Genomic DNA, 16,362 nt, shown 5'->3' with positions numbered 1-16,362 from the left:
TTCATGACACATTACGCAGCGATCATGCTGGCGGCGGGCATTGGTGTTCCCATCCTTGCCGCGTTGAACGCAGCCCTTGGCCGCATCATCGGATCACCAACAACCGCAGCCGTCATTTTGTTTGCCATCGCTTTTGCGGCCTCGGCGCTGACGCTGCTTGTGCTGCCCGGCGGTCACGCCTTTGCCAAGGTGGCGCAAGCGCCGAAACATCTGTTGCTGGCCGGTGTTCTGATCGCGTTCTACGTGTTGTCGATCACCCATGTCGCGCCCCATTTCGGGGTCGGCAACGCGGTATTTTTCGTCCTGTTGGGGCAGTTGATCAGCACGGCGGCGATTGATCATTTCGGCCTGTTTGGCGCTCAGGTCACGCCGCTGACATTAATGCGCGCGGGCGGCATCACCGTCATGGCGATCGGTGTCGCAATCACTCAGCTGGCCTGAGCAACCCGCCCTCAAGCCGCACCACCCGGTCCATGCGCGCGGCGAGGTCCAGGTTGTGCGTCGCGATCAACGCGGACAGGCCAGCCTCGCGCACAAGAGACATCAGCGCATCGAACACCTGATCCGAGGTTTCGGGATCCAGATTGCCTGTCGGTTCGTCCGCCAACAGCACCCGAGGAGCATTGGCAAGCGCCCGGCAGAAGGCCACGCGCTGCTGTTCGCCCCCCGAAAGCGCCGCCGGACGGTGATCAGCGCGCGGGGCGACCCCTACCCGGTCCAGTAGGCTCATCGCGCGGTCCTTTGCAGCTTTGTCCGAACTGCCGTTGGCGAGTTGCGGCAAGACGATGTTTTCAAGCGCCGTGAACTCGGGCAACAGATGGTGGAACTGATAGACAAAGCCCACATCTTGCCGCCGGATGGCGGTTCTGGTGCGGTCGCCTTTGCCGGTCACGGCCTGCCCGGCCACTTCGACCGCGCCCGCATCCGGCGAATCCAAAAGCCCCGCGATATGCAGCAGCGTTGATTTCCCCGCACCAGAAGGGGCCACCAGCGCCACAGCCTCGCCCGCGCGCAGCTCCAGATTTGCACCGCGCAGCACCTGCACCTCGCCGGGAGTGCCCTTGAGATAGGTTTTGGTCAGGCCGTTCAGCCGCAATCTCACATCACTCATAGCGCAGCGCCTCAACCGGGTTCAGCCGCGCGGCACGGCGGGCGGGAAAATAGGTGACAAGGAAGGAGAGGCCCAAAGACAATCCCACGGCTTTGAGAACATCCGACAGGTGCAATTCCGCAGGCAGCGCATAGATGCCACGGATCGCCGGGTCCCAGACACCGCCACCCATCACATAGTTCACGAATGAGAAAATCGGATCGATATAGAGCGCGAACAGGCAGCCCAGAATGACGCCCATCGCTGTGCCGATGATCCCGGTGAACGCACCGCAGATGAAGAACACGCGCAGCACCGACCCTTCGCTTAGGCCGATGGTGCGCAGGATACCGATGTCGCGCCCCTTGTTCTTGACCAACATGATCAGGCCGGAAACGATGTTCATCGTCGCAATCAGGACGAGGATCGACAGGATGATGAACATCACGTTGTCCTCAACTTCAAGCGCGCGCAGGAACCCACCCGAGGCGTCGCGCCACGTCCAGAGTTGTGAGCGTTCGCCGGCGGCTTCAAGGATCGGGATCAGTACCGGGTCCATCGCTTCGGGCTTTTCGACCATCACCTCGATCTCGTCCGCAACACCATCGCGGTTGAAAAAGCTCTGCGCCTCGGCAAAGGGCATGTAGACCCGCGTGCGGTCGATGTCATAGCGACCGGCGGAAAACACATAGACGACGTCATAGGCGTTTACGCGAGGCGAAGTGCCAAAGGCCGTTCTGACCCCGTTAGGCGACGTCATCCTGACCCGGTCACCGACCGTTGCGCCAATGGCGCGGGCCACGCCGGACCCGATGGCGATGCCATTTTCGAACTGCGACAAGTCTCCGTAAGCCTGATCGCTGTCGGCAATTCCCGGCAGGCTGAACAGATCGTCAGGGCGGATGCCATAGACTTCGACCCCGGTGCTGCGGTCGCGGTTGGTCAGCAGAACCTGACCTTTGACCAAAGGGGCCGCGCGTTCAACACCCGGCACCTTAGCAATTCGGGTGGCCATGGCATCAAAGTCGGCCAGCGTTCGGTCCACCCTGCCCTGCGCGTCAATCTCGCCCGCTGTGTAGACGGTCACGTGCGCGTTGGCGCCCAAAATGGTACCTACAAATTCTGACCGGAACCCGGATCGCACTGCCAGTGTCGCGATCAGTGCAAAAACCGCCAGCGTGATCCCGATCAGCGAAATCCACGTCATGACACTGACGCCGCCCTCGGCGCGGCGGGCGCGCAGATAGCGCCAGGCGATCTTCCATTCGAATGGGGCAAAAGGCGGGGGCGTCTTGGCCATCACTGCTCCGGCATTTGTTTTGCGGCGACCTTTTCGGCAAATCTCCGGTTGGTCAAGCCGTTCGGGGATCGCGGCACAGCTAACAGAGGATTCCCGCAACCGCGAGCGTCATTCGGTGCATTTGGTCACGAATCATCGCTGACTGCCGCCGAAACCGCACCAGCCAACCGAGAATACGATTTCATGGCGATAAACTCACAGTTGTGAAGTCCTTCACAGACTTCGGGTCATTGTTTCAGCTATGAAGTCAATGTGAGCAATCGAATGAAAATGCGAGTCCGTTAGGCAACATTAACGACGCAATTTTGTTTCGCCATTTGCTAATTTTGTGTAACTTTGTCACCCTATAGTTCGGGGGACACATTTTAAAGAGTAAGAGCGGGAGGTCGCTCATGGGTATTCAAGAAGAGTTTTATGAACCGGGCCCTGTTTTGGCCCGCAAGGCATCATCAGAACTGGATTGCGAAACGGCGGCGTTGCTGCGTGCAGCGATACGTCCTTTGTTCGCAACTGCCGCGAGCTGGGGCAGCCTTAAGGAGATCCTTAAGGACAAGGGATATCGTCTGGCATTCCGTCAGGGATCCCTGTGCATCACGGATCACGCCACGAATGAACGGGTCTGCGGTCTGCGGTTTCTGGGCTTTGAGCTAAGCGATCTGGTGCGCCAGATGGGCCGTCCCATCGTGGTGGCCCGAGGCCGCAATGCCGATGGTGATCTGCTGGCCGTTCGGCCAACAGTCAAAGGGTCATAAAAGGCTGTCGCATCGCCGTGATCAGGCGATGCCAGCGTAGATTTCCGCTATTTTTGTGACTGCGGCTTCGGGGCTAAGCTCTTCGCTTTCGCCGGTGCGGCGGCTGGTCAGCTCGACCACACCGTTTTTCAAACCACGCGGGCCAACGGTGATCCGCCAGGGCAGACCGATCAGGTCCATGGTGGCGAACTTGCCCCCTGCACGTTCGTTGCGGTCGTCATAGAGCGGTTCAAGTCCCAGTGCCGTCAGCGCGTTATAGAGGCTTTCGCAGGCCGCGTCCGCCTCGTCATCACCCTGTTTCAGATTGACGATCCCGCAGTGGAAGGGAGTCACGCCCTCGGGCCAGATGATACCTTTATCGTCATGGCTGGCCTCGATGATCGCGCCGATCAGGCGGCTGACGCCGATGCCGTGGCTGCCCATATGGACAGGGACGGGTTTGCCATCGGGGCCTTGGACCGTTGCGCCCAAAGGTTCGGAATATTTGGTGCCGAAATAGAAAATCTGGCCAACCTCGATCCCACGCGCCACACGGCGGCGTTCCTCGGGGATCTGGTTGAACAGCGCCTCGTCATGAGTTTCGTCGGTGCGGGCGTATTTCGAGGTGAACTCTTCCAAGATCGCCTGACACTGTTCGCGGTTGTTATAGTCGATGTCCCGGTCGCCGAAGGTCAAATCGGTGACGGCGCTGTCATAGAACACCTCGGATTCGCCGGTATCGGCCAGAACCAGGAATTCATGCGTGTCATCGCCACCAATGGGCCCGGAATCCGCACGCATCGGGATCGCTTGCAAGCCCATGCGCTCATACGTGCGCAGATAGCTGACCAGATGGCGATTATAGGCGTGCAGCGCGTCTTCTTTGGTCAGATCGAAATTGTAGCCGTCTTTCATGTAGAACTCGCGCCCCCGCATCACGCCGAAACGCGGGCGAATCTCATCGCGGAATTTCCACTGGATCTGGTAGAGCGTCAGCGGCAGGTCCTTGTAGCTGTTGACGTGGCCGCGGAAGATATCCGTCACCAGCTCTTCGGCCGTGGGCGTATACAGCATGTCTCGATCATGCCGGTCTTTCATCCGCAGCATTTCCTGACCGTAATCGTCATACCGCCCGGATTCACGCCACAGGTCCGCCGATTGCAGGATCGGCATCTGAATGGCGATGTGCCCCGCGCGCGCCTGTTCCTCGTGCACGATGTTTTCCAGCTTGCGCAGCACTTTGAAACCCATGGGCAGCCAGGAATAAATACCGGCTGCGGCCTGCTTGATCATACCTGCGCGCAGCATCAGCCGATGGCTGACGATCTGAGCCTCGGATGGGTTTTCCTTGAGAACGGGCAGAAAGTAACGGCTGAGGCGCATTGTTTAACCTTCAAAGGTGAATTCGGACATCAAAAGGTGATTATGCCAAAGCCCCGCCGGGGGCAATCATGCTTTGACCTTTTTGCGACCGTTGGCACGTCGCAATTTTTGTTGACCCGTCAATCAGGAAACTAAAATGTTGCAAAAACTTAGAATCCTGAGGCGTCGATGCAGACTATAACCGAACCCGCCCGTCAGATCCCGGTGGTCCACCATACGGATATTCTGGTCGTCGGCTCTGGCCCCGCCGGGCTGGCCGCAGCGTTGGCCGCCGCCCGCGCAGGGGCCGAGGTGACGATCATGGACCGCTTCGGCTGCATGGGCGGTAACATCACCGCCGTTGGCGTCGAAGGCTTTGCCTGGTACCGCCACGAACAGACCGTCGAAGCTGGCGGCATCGGCATGGAGTTTGAGACCCGCGCCAAGGAGATGGGTGCGGCGGTTCCGGAAAGCCAGTCGCTCAGCTATGAGCTGGACAGCGAAGGGTTCAAGCTGGTCGCCGACCGTCTGATCGAAGAGGCGGGCGTGCATCCCATGCTGCACCGTCAATTCGTCGCTCCGATCATGGAAGGGGATCGGATCACCGGGGTGATTACTGAATCCAAGGCCGGGCGCGAGGCGATTTTGGCCCGCGTTGTGATCGACGCCACCGGGGATGCCGATGTGGCCCATCGCGCGGGCGCGCCGACGCATAAGACCGCGCCGGAGAAGATGATGGCGGCCTCGGTCATGTTCCATCTGGCCGGTGTCGACAAGCGCGCCTTTATGGAAGGCGTCAAGGCCGACCCGCAGACCTACAAGGACTGGGGCGGCGGTGGTGAATGGAACATCGAAACCTCGGGCAAAGAGGACGACATGTTCTCGCCCTTCGTCTACAAACCGTTCCAGCAGGCCATTGATCAGGGTCTGATCCCGCCACATCTGAACACCATCGCGGGCACTTGGGGCGCGATGCATGATACCGGAGAGCTGACCTATATGAACCTGATCCATCTGGATCAGATCGACGGCACCGACCCCGACAGCATGACGCGCGGCGAGATCGAAGGGCGGCGTCAATCCATGCTGGCCATCGAGGCCCTGCGGCGCTTCATGCCCGGCTGTGAAAACGCCCGGCTGCGCAATTTCGGCATGACCATCGGTATCCGCGACACCCGCAAGATCGACGCCGTTTACAACATGACCGAGGATGACGCCCGCCATCAGGGCCGGTTCGAGGACACGATCGGCATCTACCCCGAATTCATCGACGGCTATGGCATCCTGATCCTGCCGACGACGGGGCGGTATATGCAGATCCCCTATCGCTCGATGTTGCCCAAAGGGATCAAGGGCCTGCTGGTCGCGGGCCGCTCGCACGGGGCGGATCGGGTGGCTCATGCGGCGACGCGCAACATGGCCTGCTGCGCAGTCATGGGGCAAGGTGCCGGAATTGCTGCCGCGCTGTCGCTGAAAACCAACCAGGATCCTGACCAGATGAACCTGAGCCCCGTTCACGCCGAACTCGACCGGCAGGGTGTCCGCGTGTTCTGAGTTTTGATCGCCGGAAACATGGCGTTTCCCCTGCCCCATGAAGCCCTTGCATCGCAAGCTTCATTGGGTCAAGAACGCCTTGGGACGCCGTAACAGGGGAACATGCGATGGCTTTGCCGGTTAAGGATCAGCTCAGATACTGGGGCGTGGCTGCCGCGGTTTTTATCCTGATCCTGTGGCTGCTGGGCGATGTGCTGTTGCCTTTTGTCATAGGTGGCGCGATTGCCTATTTCCTTGATCCGGTGGCCGACCGGCTGGAAAAACTGGGCCTGTCGCGCATGGCGGCAACCGGTTTGATCACGGTCGTGGGCGTGCTGGGCTTTGTGCTGATGATCCTGATGGTGGTGCCCGCCCTGATCACGCAGCTTCTGGACCTGATCGACGTATTACCGCATCTGTTCAAAGAGTTGCGGGCATTTATTGAAAAACAGTTCCCGGCGCTTTTGGATCGCGAGTCGAACACGCATCAATTGCTGGTCTCTTTCGGCGAAACGCTGAAATCCAAAACCGGGGACGTGCTGCAAACCGTGCTGGCCTCGCTGGGGTCGGCGATAAACGTGGTGGTGTTGCTGGTCATCGTTCCGGTGGTGGCGGTTTACCTGTTGATGGACTGGGACCGGATGATCGCGCGTCTGGGCGAGTTGCTGCCGCGCGACCACGCCCCGACGATCAAACGGCTGGCGGGCGAGATTGATGCGGTGCTGGCCTCGTTCGTGCGCGGGATGGGTACGGTCTGCCTTATCCTGGGCACCTATTATGCAGTCGCCTTGATGGTGGTTGGCCTGCAATTTGGTCTGATCGTCGGCTTCATCGCCGGTCTGGTGACGTTCATCCCCTATCTTGGCGCGCTGATCGGCGGCAGCCTTGCTATCGGTCTGGCGCTGTTTCAGTTCTGGGGCGACTGGACCCATGTTGCTATGGTCGCCGGGGTCTTCATGGTTGGACAAGTGACCGAGGGTAACTTTCTGACCCCCAAACTGGTTGGCAGTTCGGTTGGCCTGCACCCGGTCTGGCTGCTGCTGGCGCTGTCCGTGTTTGGCGCACTGTTCGGATTTGTCGGAATGCTGATTGCCGTCCCGGTGGCGGCAGCCCTTGGTGTTCTGGCACGATTTGCCACGGCTCAGTATCTGCAAAGTCGCCTGTATACCGGCCTTGAAGGACAGGCACAGGACCACGAGTAAATGGCCACGCAGCTAAGCTTTGATCTGCCGTCCAAGACCGCCTTGGGGCGCGAGGATTTCTTTGTTTCGCCCGCAAATGCGCTGGCGGTCGCGATGATCTCGGCCACGTCATGGCCAGGCAATAAACTGGTTCTCAGTGGACCTGCCGGGGCGGGCAAGACCCATCTGGCGCATGTCTGGGCTGCCGAAACCGGGGGCCGGATCATCCCGTCGGTCGCCCTGCGCTATGACGATGTGCCCGAACTGGCGCAAAGGCCCATTGCGGTCGAGGATGTGCCCCTGATCGCCGGCGATGCCGAGCAGCAGAAAACCCTGTTCCACCTGCACAATCTGGTTCTGGCCGAGGGCAATGCCCTGCTGATGACAGGGCGGTTGGTTCCGAATCTGTGGAACCTGTCGCTGCCCGATCTGCAAAGCCGGGTTCAGGGCGCGCACCATGTGGCGCTGGAAAGCCCCGACGATGCGCTGCTGGGCGCCGTGCTGGCAAAGCTGTTTGTAGACCGTCAGCTAAGCCCTGGGCCCGAGGTGATTGCCTATCTGGTCAAGCACATGGATCGCAGTTTTGAGGCTGCGGCAAAAGTGGTCGAACATCTCGACGATCTGGCGCTGAGCGAGAAACGCGACATCACCCGTGCGCTGGCGGTGCGCGTATTGAACACACTGAACGCCGACGGCGATTCCGATGATTGACCCAGAGTTGACGATTTCGCATCCTGACGCCGCAAGGATTGGGGATCCCATGGACAAAACCGCCGAGACTGACGCAGCGGATTACGGCCCGTTTGGCAAACCGTTGTTTGACGATCCGGGCGCGCGGGCGCTATCTCGGGTCGGCGTTGTGGATGTGGGCTCAAACTCGGTCCGGATGGTGATCTTTGATGGCGCGGCGCGTTCGCCTGCCTATTTCTACAACGAAAAGGTCATGTGCGAATTGGGCGCCGGACTGTCCGACACGGGTCGCCTGAACCCGCGCGGGCGCGAGCGTGCGCTGGCCGCGATTTTGCGGTTTCAGGCGCTAGCGAAGGATCTGGGCCTGCCTGCCCTGCACGCCGTCGCCACCGCCGCCGTGCGCGAGGCCGAAGACGGGCCCGAGTTCTGCCGCGAGGTCGAGGCGCAGACCGGTGTGATCATCAGCGTCGTTGACGGTGAGGAAGAGGCCCGCCTGTCGGCACAGGGCGTGTTGCTGGGCTGGCCCGGTGCTTATGGGCTGATCTGCGATATCGGCGGCTCGTCTGTCGAACTGGCCGAGATCGGTGAAGGGGATGTGGGTCGGCGGATGACATCACCGCTCGGGCCGCTCAAGCTGCGCGATATCAAGGGCGGGCGGCGCGCGCGCAAGGCGCATATCAAGGCAACGCTGGAAGAGATGCGCGATCAGATGGGCCCGCAGCGCGACCGTCTGTTTCTGGTCGGCGGCAGCTGGCGCGCCTTTGCACGGCTGGACATGCTGCGCCGGGGGTATCCGCTGAACGTGCTGCACGAATACCGGATGACCCATCACTCGGTCCGCGAGACTATCAAATTCATAGAAAAGGGCGACCCGGAAACGCTGCGCATTGCAGCAGGCGTCTCAAGCTCGCGCATGGCGCTGATCCCTTATGCGATGGATGTGCTGTCGCGGCTGATCCGAACATTCAAACCCAAGGATATCGCAGTCTCAAGCTACGGTATTCGCGAGGGGCTGCTGTATCAGCAAATGCCACAACGCCTTCGGGACCGCGACCCGTTGATCGAAGCCAGCCGCTTTGCCGAGGCCAAGGATGCCCGCCTGCCGGGGTTCGGCAAGCATCTGTTCGATTTCGTGATGCCTCTGTTCAAATCCGCGCCACCGCAAAAGCTGCGCCTGATAAAGGCCGCCTGCCTGCTGCATGACGTCAGTTGGCGCGCCCATCCCGATTATCGGGCCGAAGCCTGTTTCGAATACGTCACCCGCGCCAATATGAGCGGGCTGAAACATTCCGAGCGCGTGTTTATCGGTCTGGCCCTGCAGCACCGATACCGCAACAAGCGCGAAGATAATCGCTTTACTCCGATGTACGAACTGCTGGACGAACGCGGACAGCAAGAGGCGGAAATTCTGGGCAAAGCCATGCGATTCGGCGCCATGTTGTGGATGCAGCCGGACGCGACGATGGGGAAACTGCGGTTCTATCCCAAAAAGCAAAAGCTGGAACTGACCTTGCCCAAGGCCGCAGCCCCGTTGTTCAACGAAGTGGCCGAAGCGCGCCTCAACTCGCTGGCAGGCGCGCTGAAATCGGAAATACGCGTGATCATGCGTGGCTAGGCGATGCCGCCTCAAATGTCGGTGAACCATTCGGGGGTGGCTTCTTGCTGCTCTGGTGGGGTCGGCTTTTTGGGCTTTGGCTTTTTGCGGATGATGATGTCGCCGTTGGGCAGCATCTCGGGCAACTCGTAGGCGCTCCAATCCTGAACCTCTGCTGCAAGTTCGGCCAATGCAGGACCCATCTCCTGAAGGAATGATTGCATGGCGGGACCGATCTGATCAGCAAGCCCCAGAAGCTCTTCCAGCGTCGGCTCCATGTCCTGCCGCAGGCCTTCCAGAAAAAGCTCTGCCCCTCTTTCCATCAGCGATTTGCCATCATCCTCTTGCGCCGAGGCGGGCAGTGATGTTGCGACGATTGTCGCGGAGATGAGCAGAAGGCGTTGCATGAATGGAATATAGGCGAGGACAGGCAGGGTTGAAAGGTTACAGATCGATGTCCAGCGTGACCGGGAAATGATCTGACGCCGCCAGCAGCGCCGCTTTGAGTTCAGCGTTGTCGTAGCAAGCCGCGTCGCGAAATGGGTGCCAGATGCGCCAGTTCGGCTGGCGTCCGCGCAAATCGTGGCTGACCATTACGTAATCCAGCAGCGCCTCGAGATACTCCCCTTGATCAGGGCGGGCGAACCGCGCCGTTGACAAGGTGGGGCCTAGTCGCTGGCTGTGTGATTGCACCGCATGGGGGTCGTAAAGACCTGCTTCCAAAAGGATTTCCACCGAGGAGCGTCCAAAGAGATGTTCAAACTCATCCAACCCCGGACCATCGTTCAGATCCCCCAGCAGGACGACCGGCTCATTGTCGGCGATATGCGCCTTGACCCGTTGCGACAGCCAGATGGCTTGCGCCAATTGCTTGCGCCGGTTGGCAATCGAAATACGGATCGCCTCGTCCCGCGAGGCTGCCCCATGCGGGGCCTTGGACTTGAGATGCGCGCCGATCAGTCGGAATGTGTTGCCGGCGCGGGTTTCAACTGCGAGTTCCATCGGGGGTTTCGAGAACCGCACGAAATCCTCGGTCGCATCCACATCCAGATCAATGCGAAAGACGGTATCGAACCGGGGCGCGTCGCGGCTGCCTGTATCCCCCGCGGGATCGCCCTTGGGGTCATGACGCAGTTTCACGACGTCAGGATCATACAGCAGCGCAAGTTCCTGATGGGTGTCGTTGGCGAAGCCCATGACCGCGTTGGAGGTCCGCAGATCAAATGTCTCGGCAAAGCGTTGCAGGGCGCGGACGGTGTTCTGGGATTTGCCGGTATTGGGGGCCTCGACGATCAGGATGGCATCCGCATCCACAGCCGTCAGCGCCTTGGCTATGGCCTCGATCTGCTGCGCCTTGGTGACGTCGTGACGCCCCGACCAGCTGTCATCAGCAATCAGCTTGTCATTGCGGTCAAATAGATTGGCGAACCATTCGATATTGTAGGTCGCCAGACGCATGGTTCAGACCCGTGCGCCGTTGATTTCATCCCAGGCGCGGTTGATATCGATCATCTTCTTTTCGGCCAGACGCACGGCCTCTTCCGGGACGCCTCGGGCCATCATCGCATCGGGATGTGTCTCGCGCACCAGTTGCCGCCAGACCTTGCGAATTTCCGGTAGGGGTGCATCGCGGGGGACCCCCAGCACGGTGTATGGGTCGTTCGGAGCATCTGGCACAAATCGCGCACGCAGGGCCAGAAATTGCGCCTCGGTCTGGCCAAAGATGCGGCTAACCTCTTCCAAGAACTCGTTTTCGTTGGGGTGATAGAAGCCGTCCGCCATGGCGATGTGAAACAGCCCCTCCATCAAATCGCAGAGCGTGGTGCTGTCATCGGCAAACATTTTTGAAACCTTGCGGGCGTAGTCCTGATAGCCCGCCACATCCGTGCGCGCCATATCGAACACACGAGCGGCCCCGGCCTCATCCTCACGGGCGATCTGAAACACCTCGCGAAAGGCGGTGACTTCGTCGCGCGTCACCTGCCCGTCTGCCTTGGCCATCTTGGCCCCCAGCGCGATGACGGCAATGGCAAAGGCCACCGACCGTTCGGGCGGCGTTCGCAGTTTCTCAAAAACCGCCGTCAGGCTTTCGCCCTGGGCAAGCGCACTGAGCGCGTCGGATATTCTGGTCCAGATCGACATGAGGGAACCCTAGCGCGCCGGATCGCAACTGTCAGGTGCGACAGATCACTGCGGGGTCAGAATTTTCTGCATCAGGACTAGATCCAGCCACCGGTCCGATTTGCGGCCCACTTCGGGCAGTCTGCCGGTTTCGACAAACCCCAGTGCGGCGTGGAAAGCAATTGCATCCGGGTTGGCCGAAGACACGCCCGCAATCAGGACGTGGACGTTTTCGGCGATTGCATTCGATTCCAAGGCAGCCATCAGCGCGCGGCCGGCGCCGCGACCTCGGGCTTCTGGTGCCAGTTGAATCGAATGCTCTTTGCAATGTGCGTATCCGGGGCCCGACCGGAAGGCATTGTAGGTCGCAAAGCCCTCGACGCTGCCATCCCGTTCCGCAACCAGAAATGCGGCACCCCGGGTTTCTATGTCGGCAGCAATGCTTTCAATGCTGCGCAAATCGGTGGTGAAAGTCACCAGTGTATCGCGGATGATTGCGTTGGTGATCGCGGCAATTGCGGGCGCATCTTCAAGTCTGGCTTGCCGGATGTTCATTCCAGCACACGCAACCCGTGCGGCGTTTCGATCTCGGCGCGCAGCGCCGCCGGACCGCTATCGAAGGCAACGTAGTCAAGCGCCCCCACGCATTTGGCCAGTTCCAGCGCATCCGGGTGGCTGACAATCAGGCGACGCAGGCGGCAGCCGCTGTCTTGCAGCATCCGCGCCGGATGCAGATCGCCCTGCCACTGGATAAGCGCGGGAAACAGGTTGTCGAACGGAAGACGCCCGTTTGGCGGCACCGCCATGCGCCAGCGCAGCGCGCCCCGGCTGAGGTCAATGGGCTGGCCGACGCCATCGGGAAACACCGTCAAAGACGCCTCGATATCCGGCACCTGGCAGATCCAGTTGGTCAGGCGCGGCGCGCCCTGAAACCGGTCCAGGTCGAACCATCGGGTGCGCTGCGGATTAGGGGCCTGTGGGTCAATGGCGATGGCTTCCAGATAGAGCCCGTCGCGCAGACCCAGAAGCCGGTTATGGGTTCCGAACTTTTCGTGCTTGCCGCCGTCCTGCAATTGAATGCCCAGCACCTGTTCCAGATGGGCCGAGGCCTCTCCCAGCGTTTCGCCAGCAACTGCCAGATGATCCAGTTTCATATGCGCCCTCCCGGCTAGAAAATCTTCGTCGAAGATTCTCTAGCATAAGATTTTTCGACGAAAAATCTCGACCTAAGCGCGGGCTTCGCCGATCAGCCGCAGGATGTCCTGTGCGGCTTCGGGAATATTTGTCCCCGGGCCAAAGATCGCTTTGACGCCGTTATCGTGAAGGAATTGATAGTCTTGCTGTGGGATCACGCCGCCGCAGATAACGATGATATCCTCGGCTCCGGCTTTCTTCAGCTCCTCGACCAGTTGCGGTGCCAGTGTCTTGTGCCCGGCAGCCTGCGAAGAAATGCCGACCACATGCACGTCATTGTCCACCGCATCCTGCGCCGCCTCGGCGGGGGTCTGGAATAGCGGTCCAACATCCACATCAAACCCTATATCTGCAAAGGCGGTCGCGATTACTTTGGCCCCCCGGTCATGCCCGTCCTGGCCCATCTTGACCACCAGCAGGCGCGGACGGCGACCTTCGGCCTCGGCAAAGTCTTCGATGGATTTCTGGATCGCGGCAAAGCCTTCGTCGCCTTCATAGGCCGCGCCATAGACACCGGCCAGCGTTTTCACCTCGGCGCGGTGGCGACCGAACTCTTTTTCCATTGCCATGCTGATCTCTCCTACGGATGCGCGGGCGCGAGCGGCCTCGACGGCGGCGGCCAGAAGGTTGCCGCCTTCGCGAGCGGTGGTGGTGAGGTTGGCCAGCGCCTGCTGGCACGCGGCCTCATCACGCGTGGCGCGGATGCGTTCCAGCCGGGCGACCTGTGCCTCGCGTACGGCGACGTTGTCGACGTCAAGAATGTCGATCGGGTCTTCCTGTTCCTTGCGGTATTTATTGACGCCGACGATCACTTCGTCGCCCCGGTCGATCATCGCCTGACGCCGCGCCGCGCTTTCTTCGATGCGCAGCTTGGGCATTCCACTGGCGACCGCCTTGGTCATGCCGCCCATTTCCTCGACCTCTTCCATCAGGGCCCAGGCTTTTTCGACCAGTTCATTGGTCAGGCTTTCGACGTAGTAGGAACCCGCAAGCGGATCGACCACATCGGTCACGCCGGTTTCCTCCTGCAAAACCAACTGCGTATTCCGCGCGATGCGGGCCGAGAAATCGGTGGGCAGGGCAATCGCCTCGTCCAGAGCGTTGGTGTGCAGGCTTTGCGTGCCGCCCAATACGGCGCTCATCGCTTCGTAGGCGGTACGGATCACGTTGTTATATGGGTCTTGTTCCTGCAGACTGACGCCCGACGTCTGGCAGTGCGTCCGCAACATCTTGGAACGCTCGGATTTCGCCCCGAAATCTGTCATCACCCGGTGCCACAACGTACGGGCCGCGCGCAGTTTGGCGATCTCCATAAAGAAGTTCATGCCAATGGCGAAGAAAAAGGACAGACGGCCTGCGAACTTGTCAACGTCCATCCCGGCCTGCGTCGCAGCGCGTACATATTCGCGGCCATCGGCCAGCGTATAGGCCAACTCCTGCACCAAATTCGCCCCGGCCTCTTGCATGTGATAGCCCGAGATCGAGATCGAGTTGAACTTGGGCATCTCATTCGAGGTATAGTCAATGATGTCCGAGATGATCTTCATCGACGGTTCCGGCGGGTAGATATAGGTGTTGCGCACCATGAACTCTTTCAGAATGTCATTCTGAATGGTGCCGGACAGGACGGATTTGTCATGGCCCTGCTCTTCGCCCGCGACGATGAAGCTTGCCAGAATCGGGATCACCGCACCGTTCATGGTCATCGAGACCGAGACCTTGTCGAGCGGGATGCCGTCGAACAGGATCTTCATATCCTCGACGCTGTCGATGGCCACACCGGCCTTGCCAACATCCCCAACAACGCGCGGGTGGTCACTGTCATACCCGCGATGCGTGGCCAGATCGAAAGCCACGGAAACCCCCTGCTGACCTGCAGCCAGATTGCGGCGGTAGAACGCGTTGGATTCCTCGGCCGTTGAAAAGCCCGCATACTGCCGGATCGTCCAGGGACGCCCCGCATACATCGTGGCCTTTACCCCGCGCGTGAACGGGCCGAACCCCGGAAGCGACCCGATATGCGGCAGGTCGGCGGTGTCCTCAGCCGTATAGAGCGGCTTGACGTCGATACCTTCCAGCGTTTCTTTGGTCAGATCATCCAACGGGCGTCCGCGCAGCTCTTTTTCGGCCAGCGCCTGCCAATCCTTCGTGTCGGTCATTTCGGGTTCCTCTCGTCAATTCTGTCTCAAGCGGGCGTGGCCTCGTCGCATACTGTTTCGGGACGCAGGCAAAGCGTTGCCAGACCGTCCGCTCCTGACTCCAGCCACGACAGGTCATCTGCGTATTTTGTCAAAAGTTTCATATATTGGGTGCTATTGGGGCCTTGCGTGACCTGTTCTGCACCCTTGTTGAGCCATAAGTCCGCCCCATTGGTCGGGGCTTTTATACCCAGTAGTTGCGCCAGCTGCAGATCCGAGCGGCCCGAGAACTCCTCGAACGGCAACACCTGCACGGGTACTTCAGGAAAGGCGTGGGCGAGATCAGAGATCACCCCCTGCCAGCTACGATCATGCCTTGCGATCTTTTTCCAGCGCATTTGGCCGTCGAAATGTTTCCGGTTTCGGGCCGCATAGCCCGCCACCGAGGTCCAGTAGTCGCCAAGCGCGCGGATATTCAGACCGATCCGCGTCACGCGCCCGCCGAAGGCTTCGGCCACCAATTGGGCACGCAGCTTCGCCTCGGGGTAAAGCTCGCCCCTGTTGAGGTTCTGTTGCATCATGCCCAGAAAATTCTCTTCGCTGACCAAAAGATGCGTGATGCCCTTTGCCGCGCATCGGTCAAGTTCGCGTTGCAGGGCGGCATGGGAGGCATTGGTCATTGACTTGAGCCCTGACAGATCGGTTTCCCTGACGTCCTGCGGCCCCCAGAACAAAGTGCCCTGTTCTGCCAGCGCCAGGCCATTGCGGCGCATGTATTCCTGAAAACTGGTGGTGGCACAGCGATGCGCCCCGAAATGCAGTGTGATTTCCATGCGCCTAGTCCACCACAACGCCAAGCAGGTACGTTTTTTTGAAGGCCATCCGCATTCCGACGGTCGCATTCCGCTGAACAGAGGCTATATTCGATGGAACAGGAGGCCCCATGACCCGAACGCTTGCCCTTGTTTTCTCGGCACTATTCCCGCTGGCCGCGTTGGCCGCCGACGGGACTGCACCCACTGAGGACGCCTTTGTGCGCCCCGCAGGTGACAGCACGCTGGACGAGTTTCTGTGGATCAACCGCCCCATTGTCGTCTTTGCGGATACCCCCGCCGACCCGCGTTTCCAGCAGCAGATCGATATGTTGCTTGAGGGTGAGGCAGCGATGCGCGACCGGGATGTGATTGTTTTGACTGACACAGATCCTTCGGCGCGATCCCCGATCCGGTCACAGTTGCGCCCGCGCGGGTTCCAGATGGTGTTTGTCGATAAGGACGGTGTCGTCAAACTGCGCAAGCCCAGCCCATGGAGCGTCCGAGAGATTGGCCGATCCATCGACAAGACCCCCCTGCGCGAACGCGAAATCCGCGAACGCCGCGAGGGTGGCTGAACGCTTTTTCCACACCTAATGACCCCGGCGGAGACCGC

At 60.2% G+C, this 16,362-nt stretch carries 17 protein-coding genes; 7 read left to right on the top strand and 10 right to left on the bottom strand.

Annotated elements, in window-relative coordinates:
- Positions 1-3 precede the first annotated feature (3 nt).
- The gene (locus ACR0FG_RS11215; RefSeq protein ID WP_170710595.1) at positions 4-441 is read left to right on the top strand and encodes a DMT family transporter; all 438 of its coding nucleotides are present in this window, start codon (positions 4-6) and stop codon (positions 439-441) included.
- Here ACR0FG_RS11215 and ACR0FG_RS11210 read toward each other — a convergent pair.
- Together ACR0FG_RS11210 and ACR0FG_RS11205 are read right to left on the bottom strand one after the other, a co-directional pair.
- Positions 425-1,111 carry an ABC transporter ATP-binding protein gene (locus tag ACR0FG_RS11210; protein WP_480893017.1) on the bottom strand — a complete coding sequence of 229 codons (687 nt, stop codon included), beginning with the start codon at positions 1,109-1,111 and terminating at the stop codon, positions 425-427. The genes ACR0FG_RS11215 and ACR0FG_RS11210 overlap by 17 nt on opposite strands.
- Entirely contained in the window at positions 1,104-2,390 is a 1,287-nt protein-coding gene (locus ACR0FG_RS11205) for a lipoprotein-releasing ABC transporter permease subunit (RefSeq protein ID WP_480893015.1), read from the bottom strand. Before ACR0FG_RS11205 ends, ACR0FG_RS11210 begins: the two co-directional genes overlap by 8 nt.
- 392 nt (positions 2,391-2,782) lie before the next feature.
- Here ACR0FG_RS11205 and ACR0FG_RS11200 point away from each other — a divergent pair, with 392 nt between their 5' ends.
- A complete protein-coding gene (locus tag ACR0FG_RS11200; RefSeq protein WP_170710273.1) occupies positions 2,783-3,142 on the top strand; it encodes a hypothetical protein in 360 nt (119 codons plus the stop codon).
- Positions 3,143-3,163: 21 nt separating this feature from the next.
- Here the strand turns inward: ACR0FG_RS11200 and proS are convergent, their stop codons facing one another.
- The gene (gene proS / locus ACR0FG_RS11195; protein ID WP_480893013.1) at positions 3,164-4,504 is read right to left on the bottom strand and encodes a proline--tRNA ligase; all 1,341 of its coding nucleotides are present in this window, start codon (positions 4,502-4,504) and stop codon (positions 3,164-3,166) included.
- Between the two features lie 168 nt (positions 4,505-4,672).
- On the opposite strand from proS, the gene ACR0FG_RS11190 reads away from it, so the two are divergent.
- From ACR0FG_RS11190 to ACR0FG_RS11175, 4 genes are all read left to right on the top strand, one after another.
- Positions 4,673-6,037 carry an FAD-dependent oxidoreductase gene (locus tag ACR0FG_RS11190; protein WP_480893011.1) on the top strand — a complete coding sequence of 455 codons (1,365 nt, stop codon included), beginning with the start codon at positions 4,673-4,675 and terminating at the stop codon, positions 6,035-6,037.
- 107 nt (positions 6,038-6,144) lie between these two features.
- On the top strand, positions 6,145-7,218 hold the full coding sequence (locus tag ACR0FG_RS11185; protein WP_480893009.1) for an AI-2E family transporter: 1,074 nt from the start codon (positions 6,145-6,147) through the stop codon (positions 7,216-7,218).
- The gene (locus tag ACR0FG_RS11180; protein WP_480893007.1) at positions 7,219-7,908 is read left to right on the top strand and encodes a P-loop NTPase family protein; all 690 of its coding nucleotides are present in this window, start codon (positions 7,219-7,221) and stop codon (positions 7,906-7,908) included.
- A gap of 49 nt (positions 7,909-7,957) precedes the next feature.
- Positions 7,958-9,502: a Ppx/GppA family phosphatase gene (locus ACR0FG_RS11175; RefSeq protein ID WP_170710278.1), complete on the top strand. Its 1,545-nt coding sequence runs from the start codon at positions 7,958-7,960 to the stop codon at positions 9,500-9,502.
- Positions 9,503-9,513: 11 nt separating this feature from the next.
- On the opposite strand, the gene ACR0FG_RS11170 is transcribed toward ACR0FG_RS11175, so the two are convergent.
- The 7 genes from ACR0FG_RS11170 to ACR0FG_RS11140 form a co-directional block, all read right to left on the bottom strand.
- Positions 9,514-9,888, bottom strand: coding sequence for a hypothetical protein (locus tag ACR0FG_RS11170; RefSeq protein ID WP_480893005.1), 375 nt, complete (start codon positions 9,886-9,888; stop codon positions 9,514-9,516).
- A gap of 37 nt (positions 9,889-9,925) precedes the next feature.
- Positions 9,926-10,939 carry an endonuclease/exonuclease/phosphatase family protein gene (locus ACR0FG_RS11165; RefSeq protein WP_480893003.1) on the bottom strand — a complete coding sequence of 338 codons (1,014 nt, stop codon included), beginning with the start codon at positions 10,937-10,939 and terminating at the stop codon, positions 9,926-9,928.
- A gap of 3 nt (positions 10,940-10,942) precedes the next feature.
- Positions 10,943-11,623 (bottom strand): TerB family tellurite resistance protein, encoded by a 681-nt coding sequence (locus tag ACR0FG_RS11160; protein ID WP_480893002.1) that lies wholly within the window; start codon positions 11,621-11,623, stop codon positions 10,943-10,945.
- A 45-nt stretch (positions 11,624-11,668) separates the two neighbouring features.
- Positions 11,669-12,157, bottom strand: coding sequence for an N-acetyltransferase family protein (locus ACR0FG_RS11155; RefSeq protein WP_480893001.1), 489 nt, complete (start codon positions 12,155-12,157; stop codon positions 11,669-11,671).
- Complete coding sequence (locus tag ACR0FG_RS11150) at positions 12,154-12,756, bottom strand: VOC family protein (RefSeq protein ID WP_480892999.1); 603 nt, start codon at positions 12,754-12,756, stop codon at positions 12,154-12,156. The genes ACR0FG_RS11155 and ACR0FG_RS11150 overlap by 4 nt, the downstream gene beginning before the upstream one ends.
- Before the next feature lie 72 nt (positions 12,757-12,828).
- Positions 12,829-14,955, bottom strand: coding sequence for a methylmalonyl-CoA mutase (scpA, locus tag ACR0FG_RS11145; protein WP_170710284.1), 2,127 nt, complete (start codon positions 14,953-14,955; stop codon positions 12,829-12,831).
- Positions 14,956-14,981: 26 nt separating this feature from the next.
- Complete coding sequence (locus tag ACR0FG_RS11140) at positions 14,982-15,767, bottom strand: hypothetical protein (protein WP_480892997.1); 786 nt, start codon at positions 15,765-15,767, stop codon at positions 14,982-14,984.
- Between the two features lie 110 nt (positions 15,768-15,877).
- On the opposite strand from ACR0FG_RS11140, the gene ACR0FG_RS11135 reads away from it, so the two are divergent.
- Positions 15,878-16,324, top strand: a complete 447-nt coding sequence (locus ACR0FG_RS11135) for a DUF4174 domain-containing protein (protein ID WP_170710286.1) — start codon at positions 15,878-15,880, stop codon at positions 16,322-16,324.
- The last annotated feature ends 38 nt before the right edge of the window (positions 16,325-16,362 follow it).

It is taken from the genome of Ruegeria sp. E1, assembly GCF_056534225.1.
This window is presented reverse-complemented; position numbering and strand designations above follow the sequence as displayed.

Bases quoted from the DNA above. Each gene is read 5' to 3' on its own strand.
- ACR0FG_RS11215 (WP_170710595.1), top strand. From the start codon at position 4: ATGACACATTACGCAGCGATCATGCTGGCGGCGGGCATTGGTGTTCCC.
- ACR0FG_RS11210 (WP_480893017.1), bottom strand. From the start codon at position 1,111: ATGAGTGATGTGAGATTGCGGCTGAACGGCCTGACCAAAACCTATCTC.
- ACR0FG_RS11205 (WP_480893015.1), bottom strand. From the start codon at position 2,390: ATGGCCAAGACGCCCCCGCCTTTTGCCCCATTCGAATGGAAGATCGCC.
- ACR0FG_RS11200 (WP_170710273.1), top strand. From the start codon at position 2,783: ATGGGTATTCAAGAAGAGTTTTATGAACCGGGCCCTGTTTTGGCCCGC.
- proS (WP_480893013.1), bottom strand. From the start codon at position 4,504: ATGCGCCTCAGCCGTTACTTTCTGCCCGTTCTCAAGGAAAACCCATCC.
- ACR0FG_RS11190 (WP_480893011.1), top strand. From the start codon at position 4,673: ATGCAGACTATAACCGAACCCGCCCGTCAGATCCCGGTGGTCCACCAT.
- ACR0FG_RS11185 (WP_480893009.1), top strand. From the start codon at position 6,145: ATGGCTTTGCCGGTTAAGGATCAGCTCAGATACTGGGGCGTGGCTGCC.
- ACR0FG_RS11180 (WP_480893007.1), top strand. From the start codon at position 7,219: ATGGCCACGCAGCTAAGCTTTGATCTGCCGTCCAAGACCGCCTTGGGG.
- ACR0FG_RS11175 (WP_170710278.1), top strand. From the start codon at position 7,958: ATGGACAAAACCGCCGAGACTGACGCAGCGGATTACGGCCCGTTTGGC.
- ACR0FG_RS11170 (WP_480893005.1), bottom strand. From the start codon at position 9,888: ATGCAACGCCTTCTGCTCATCTCCGCGACAATCGTCGCAACATCACTG.
- ACR0FG_RS11165 (WP_480893003.1), bottom strand. From the start codon at position 10,939: ATGCGTCTGGCGACCTACAATATCGAATGGTTCGCCAATCTATTTGAC.
- ACR0FG_RS11160 (WP_480893002.1), bottom strand. From the start codon at position 11,623: ATGTCGATCTGGACCAGAATATCCGACGCGCTCAGTGCGCTTGCCCAG.
- ACR0FG_RS11155 (WP_480893001.1), bottom strand. From the start codon at position 12,157: ATGAACATCCGGCAAGCCAGACTTGAAGATGCGCCCGCAATTGCCGCG.
- ACR0FG_RS11150 (WP_480892999.1), bottom strand. From the start codon at position 12,756: ATGAAACTGGATCATCTGGCAGTTGCTGGCGAAACGCTGGGAGAGGCC.
- scpA (WP_170710284.1), bottom strand. From the start codon at position 14,955: ATGACCGACACGAAGGATTGGCAGGCGCTGGCCGAAAAAGAGCTGCGC.
- ACR0FG_RS11140 (WP_480892997.1), bottom strand. From the start codon at position 15,767: ATGGAAATCACACTGCATTTCGGGGCGCATCGCTGTGCCACCACCAGT.
- ACR0FG_RS11135 (WP_170710286.1), top strand. From the start codon at position 15,878: ATGACCCGAACGCTTGCCCTTGTTTTCTCGGCACTATTCCCGCTGGCC.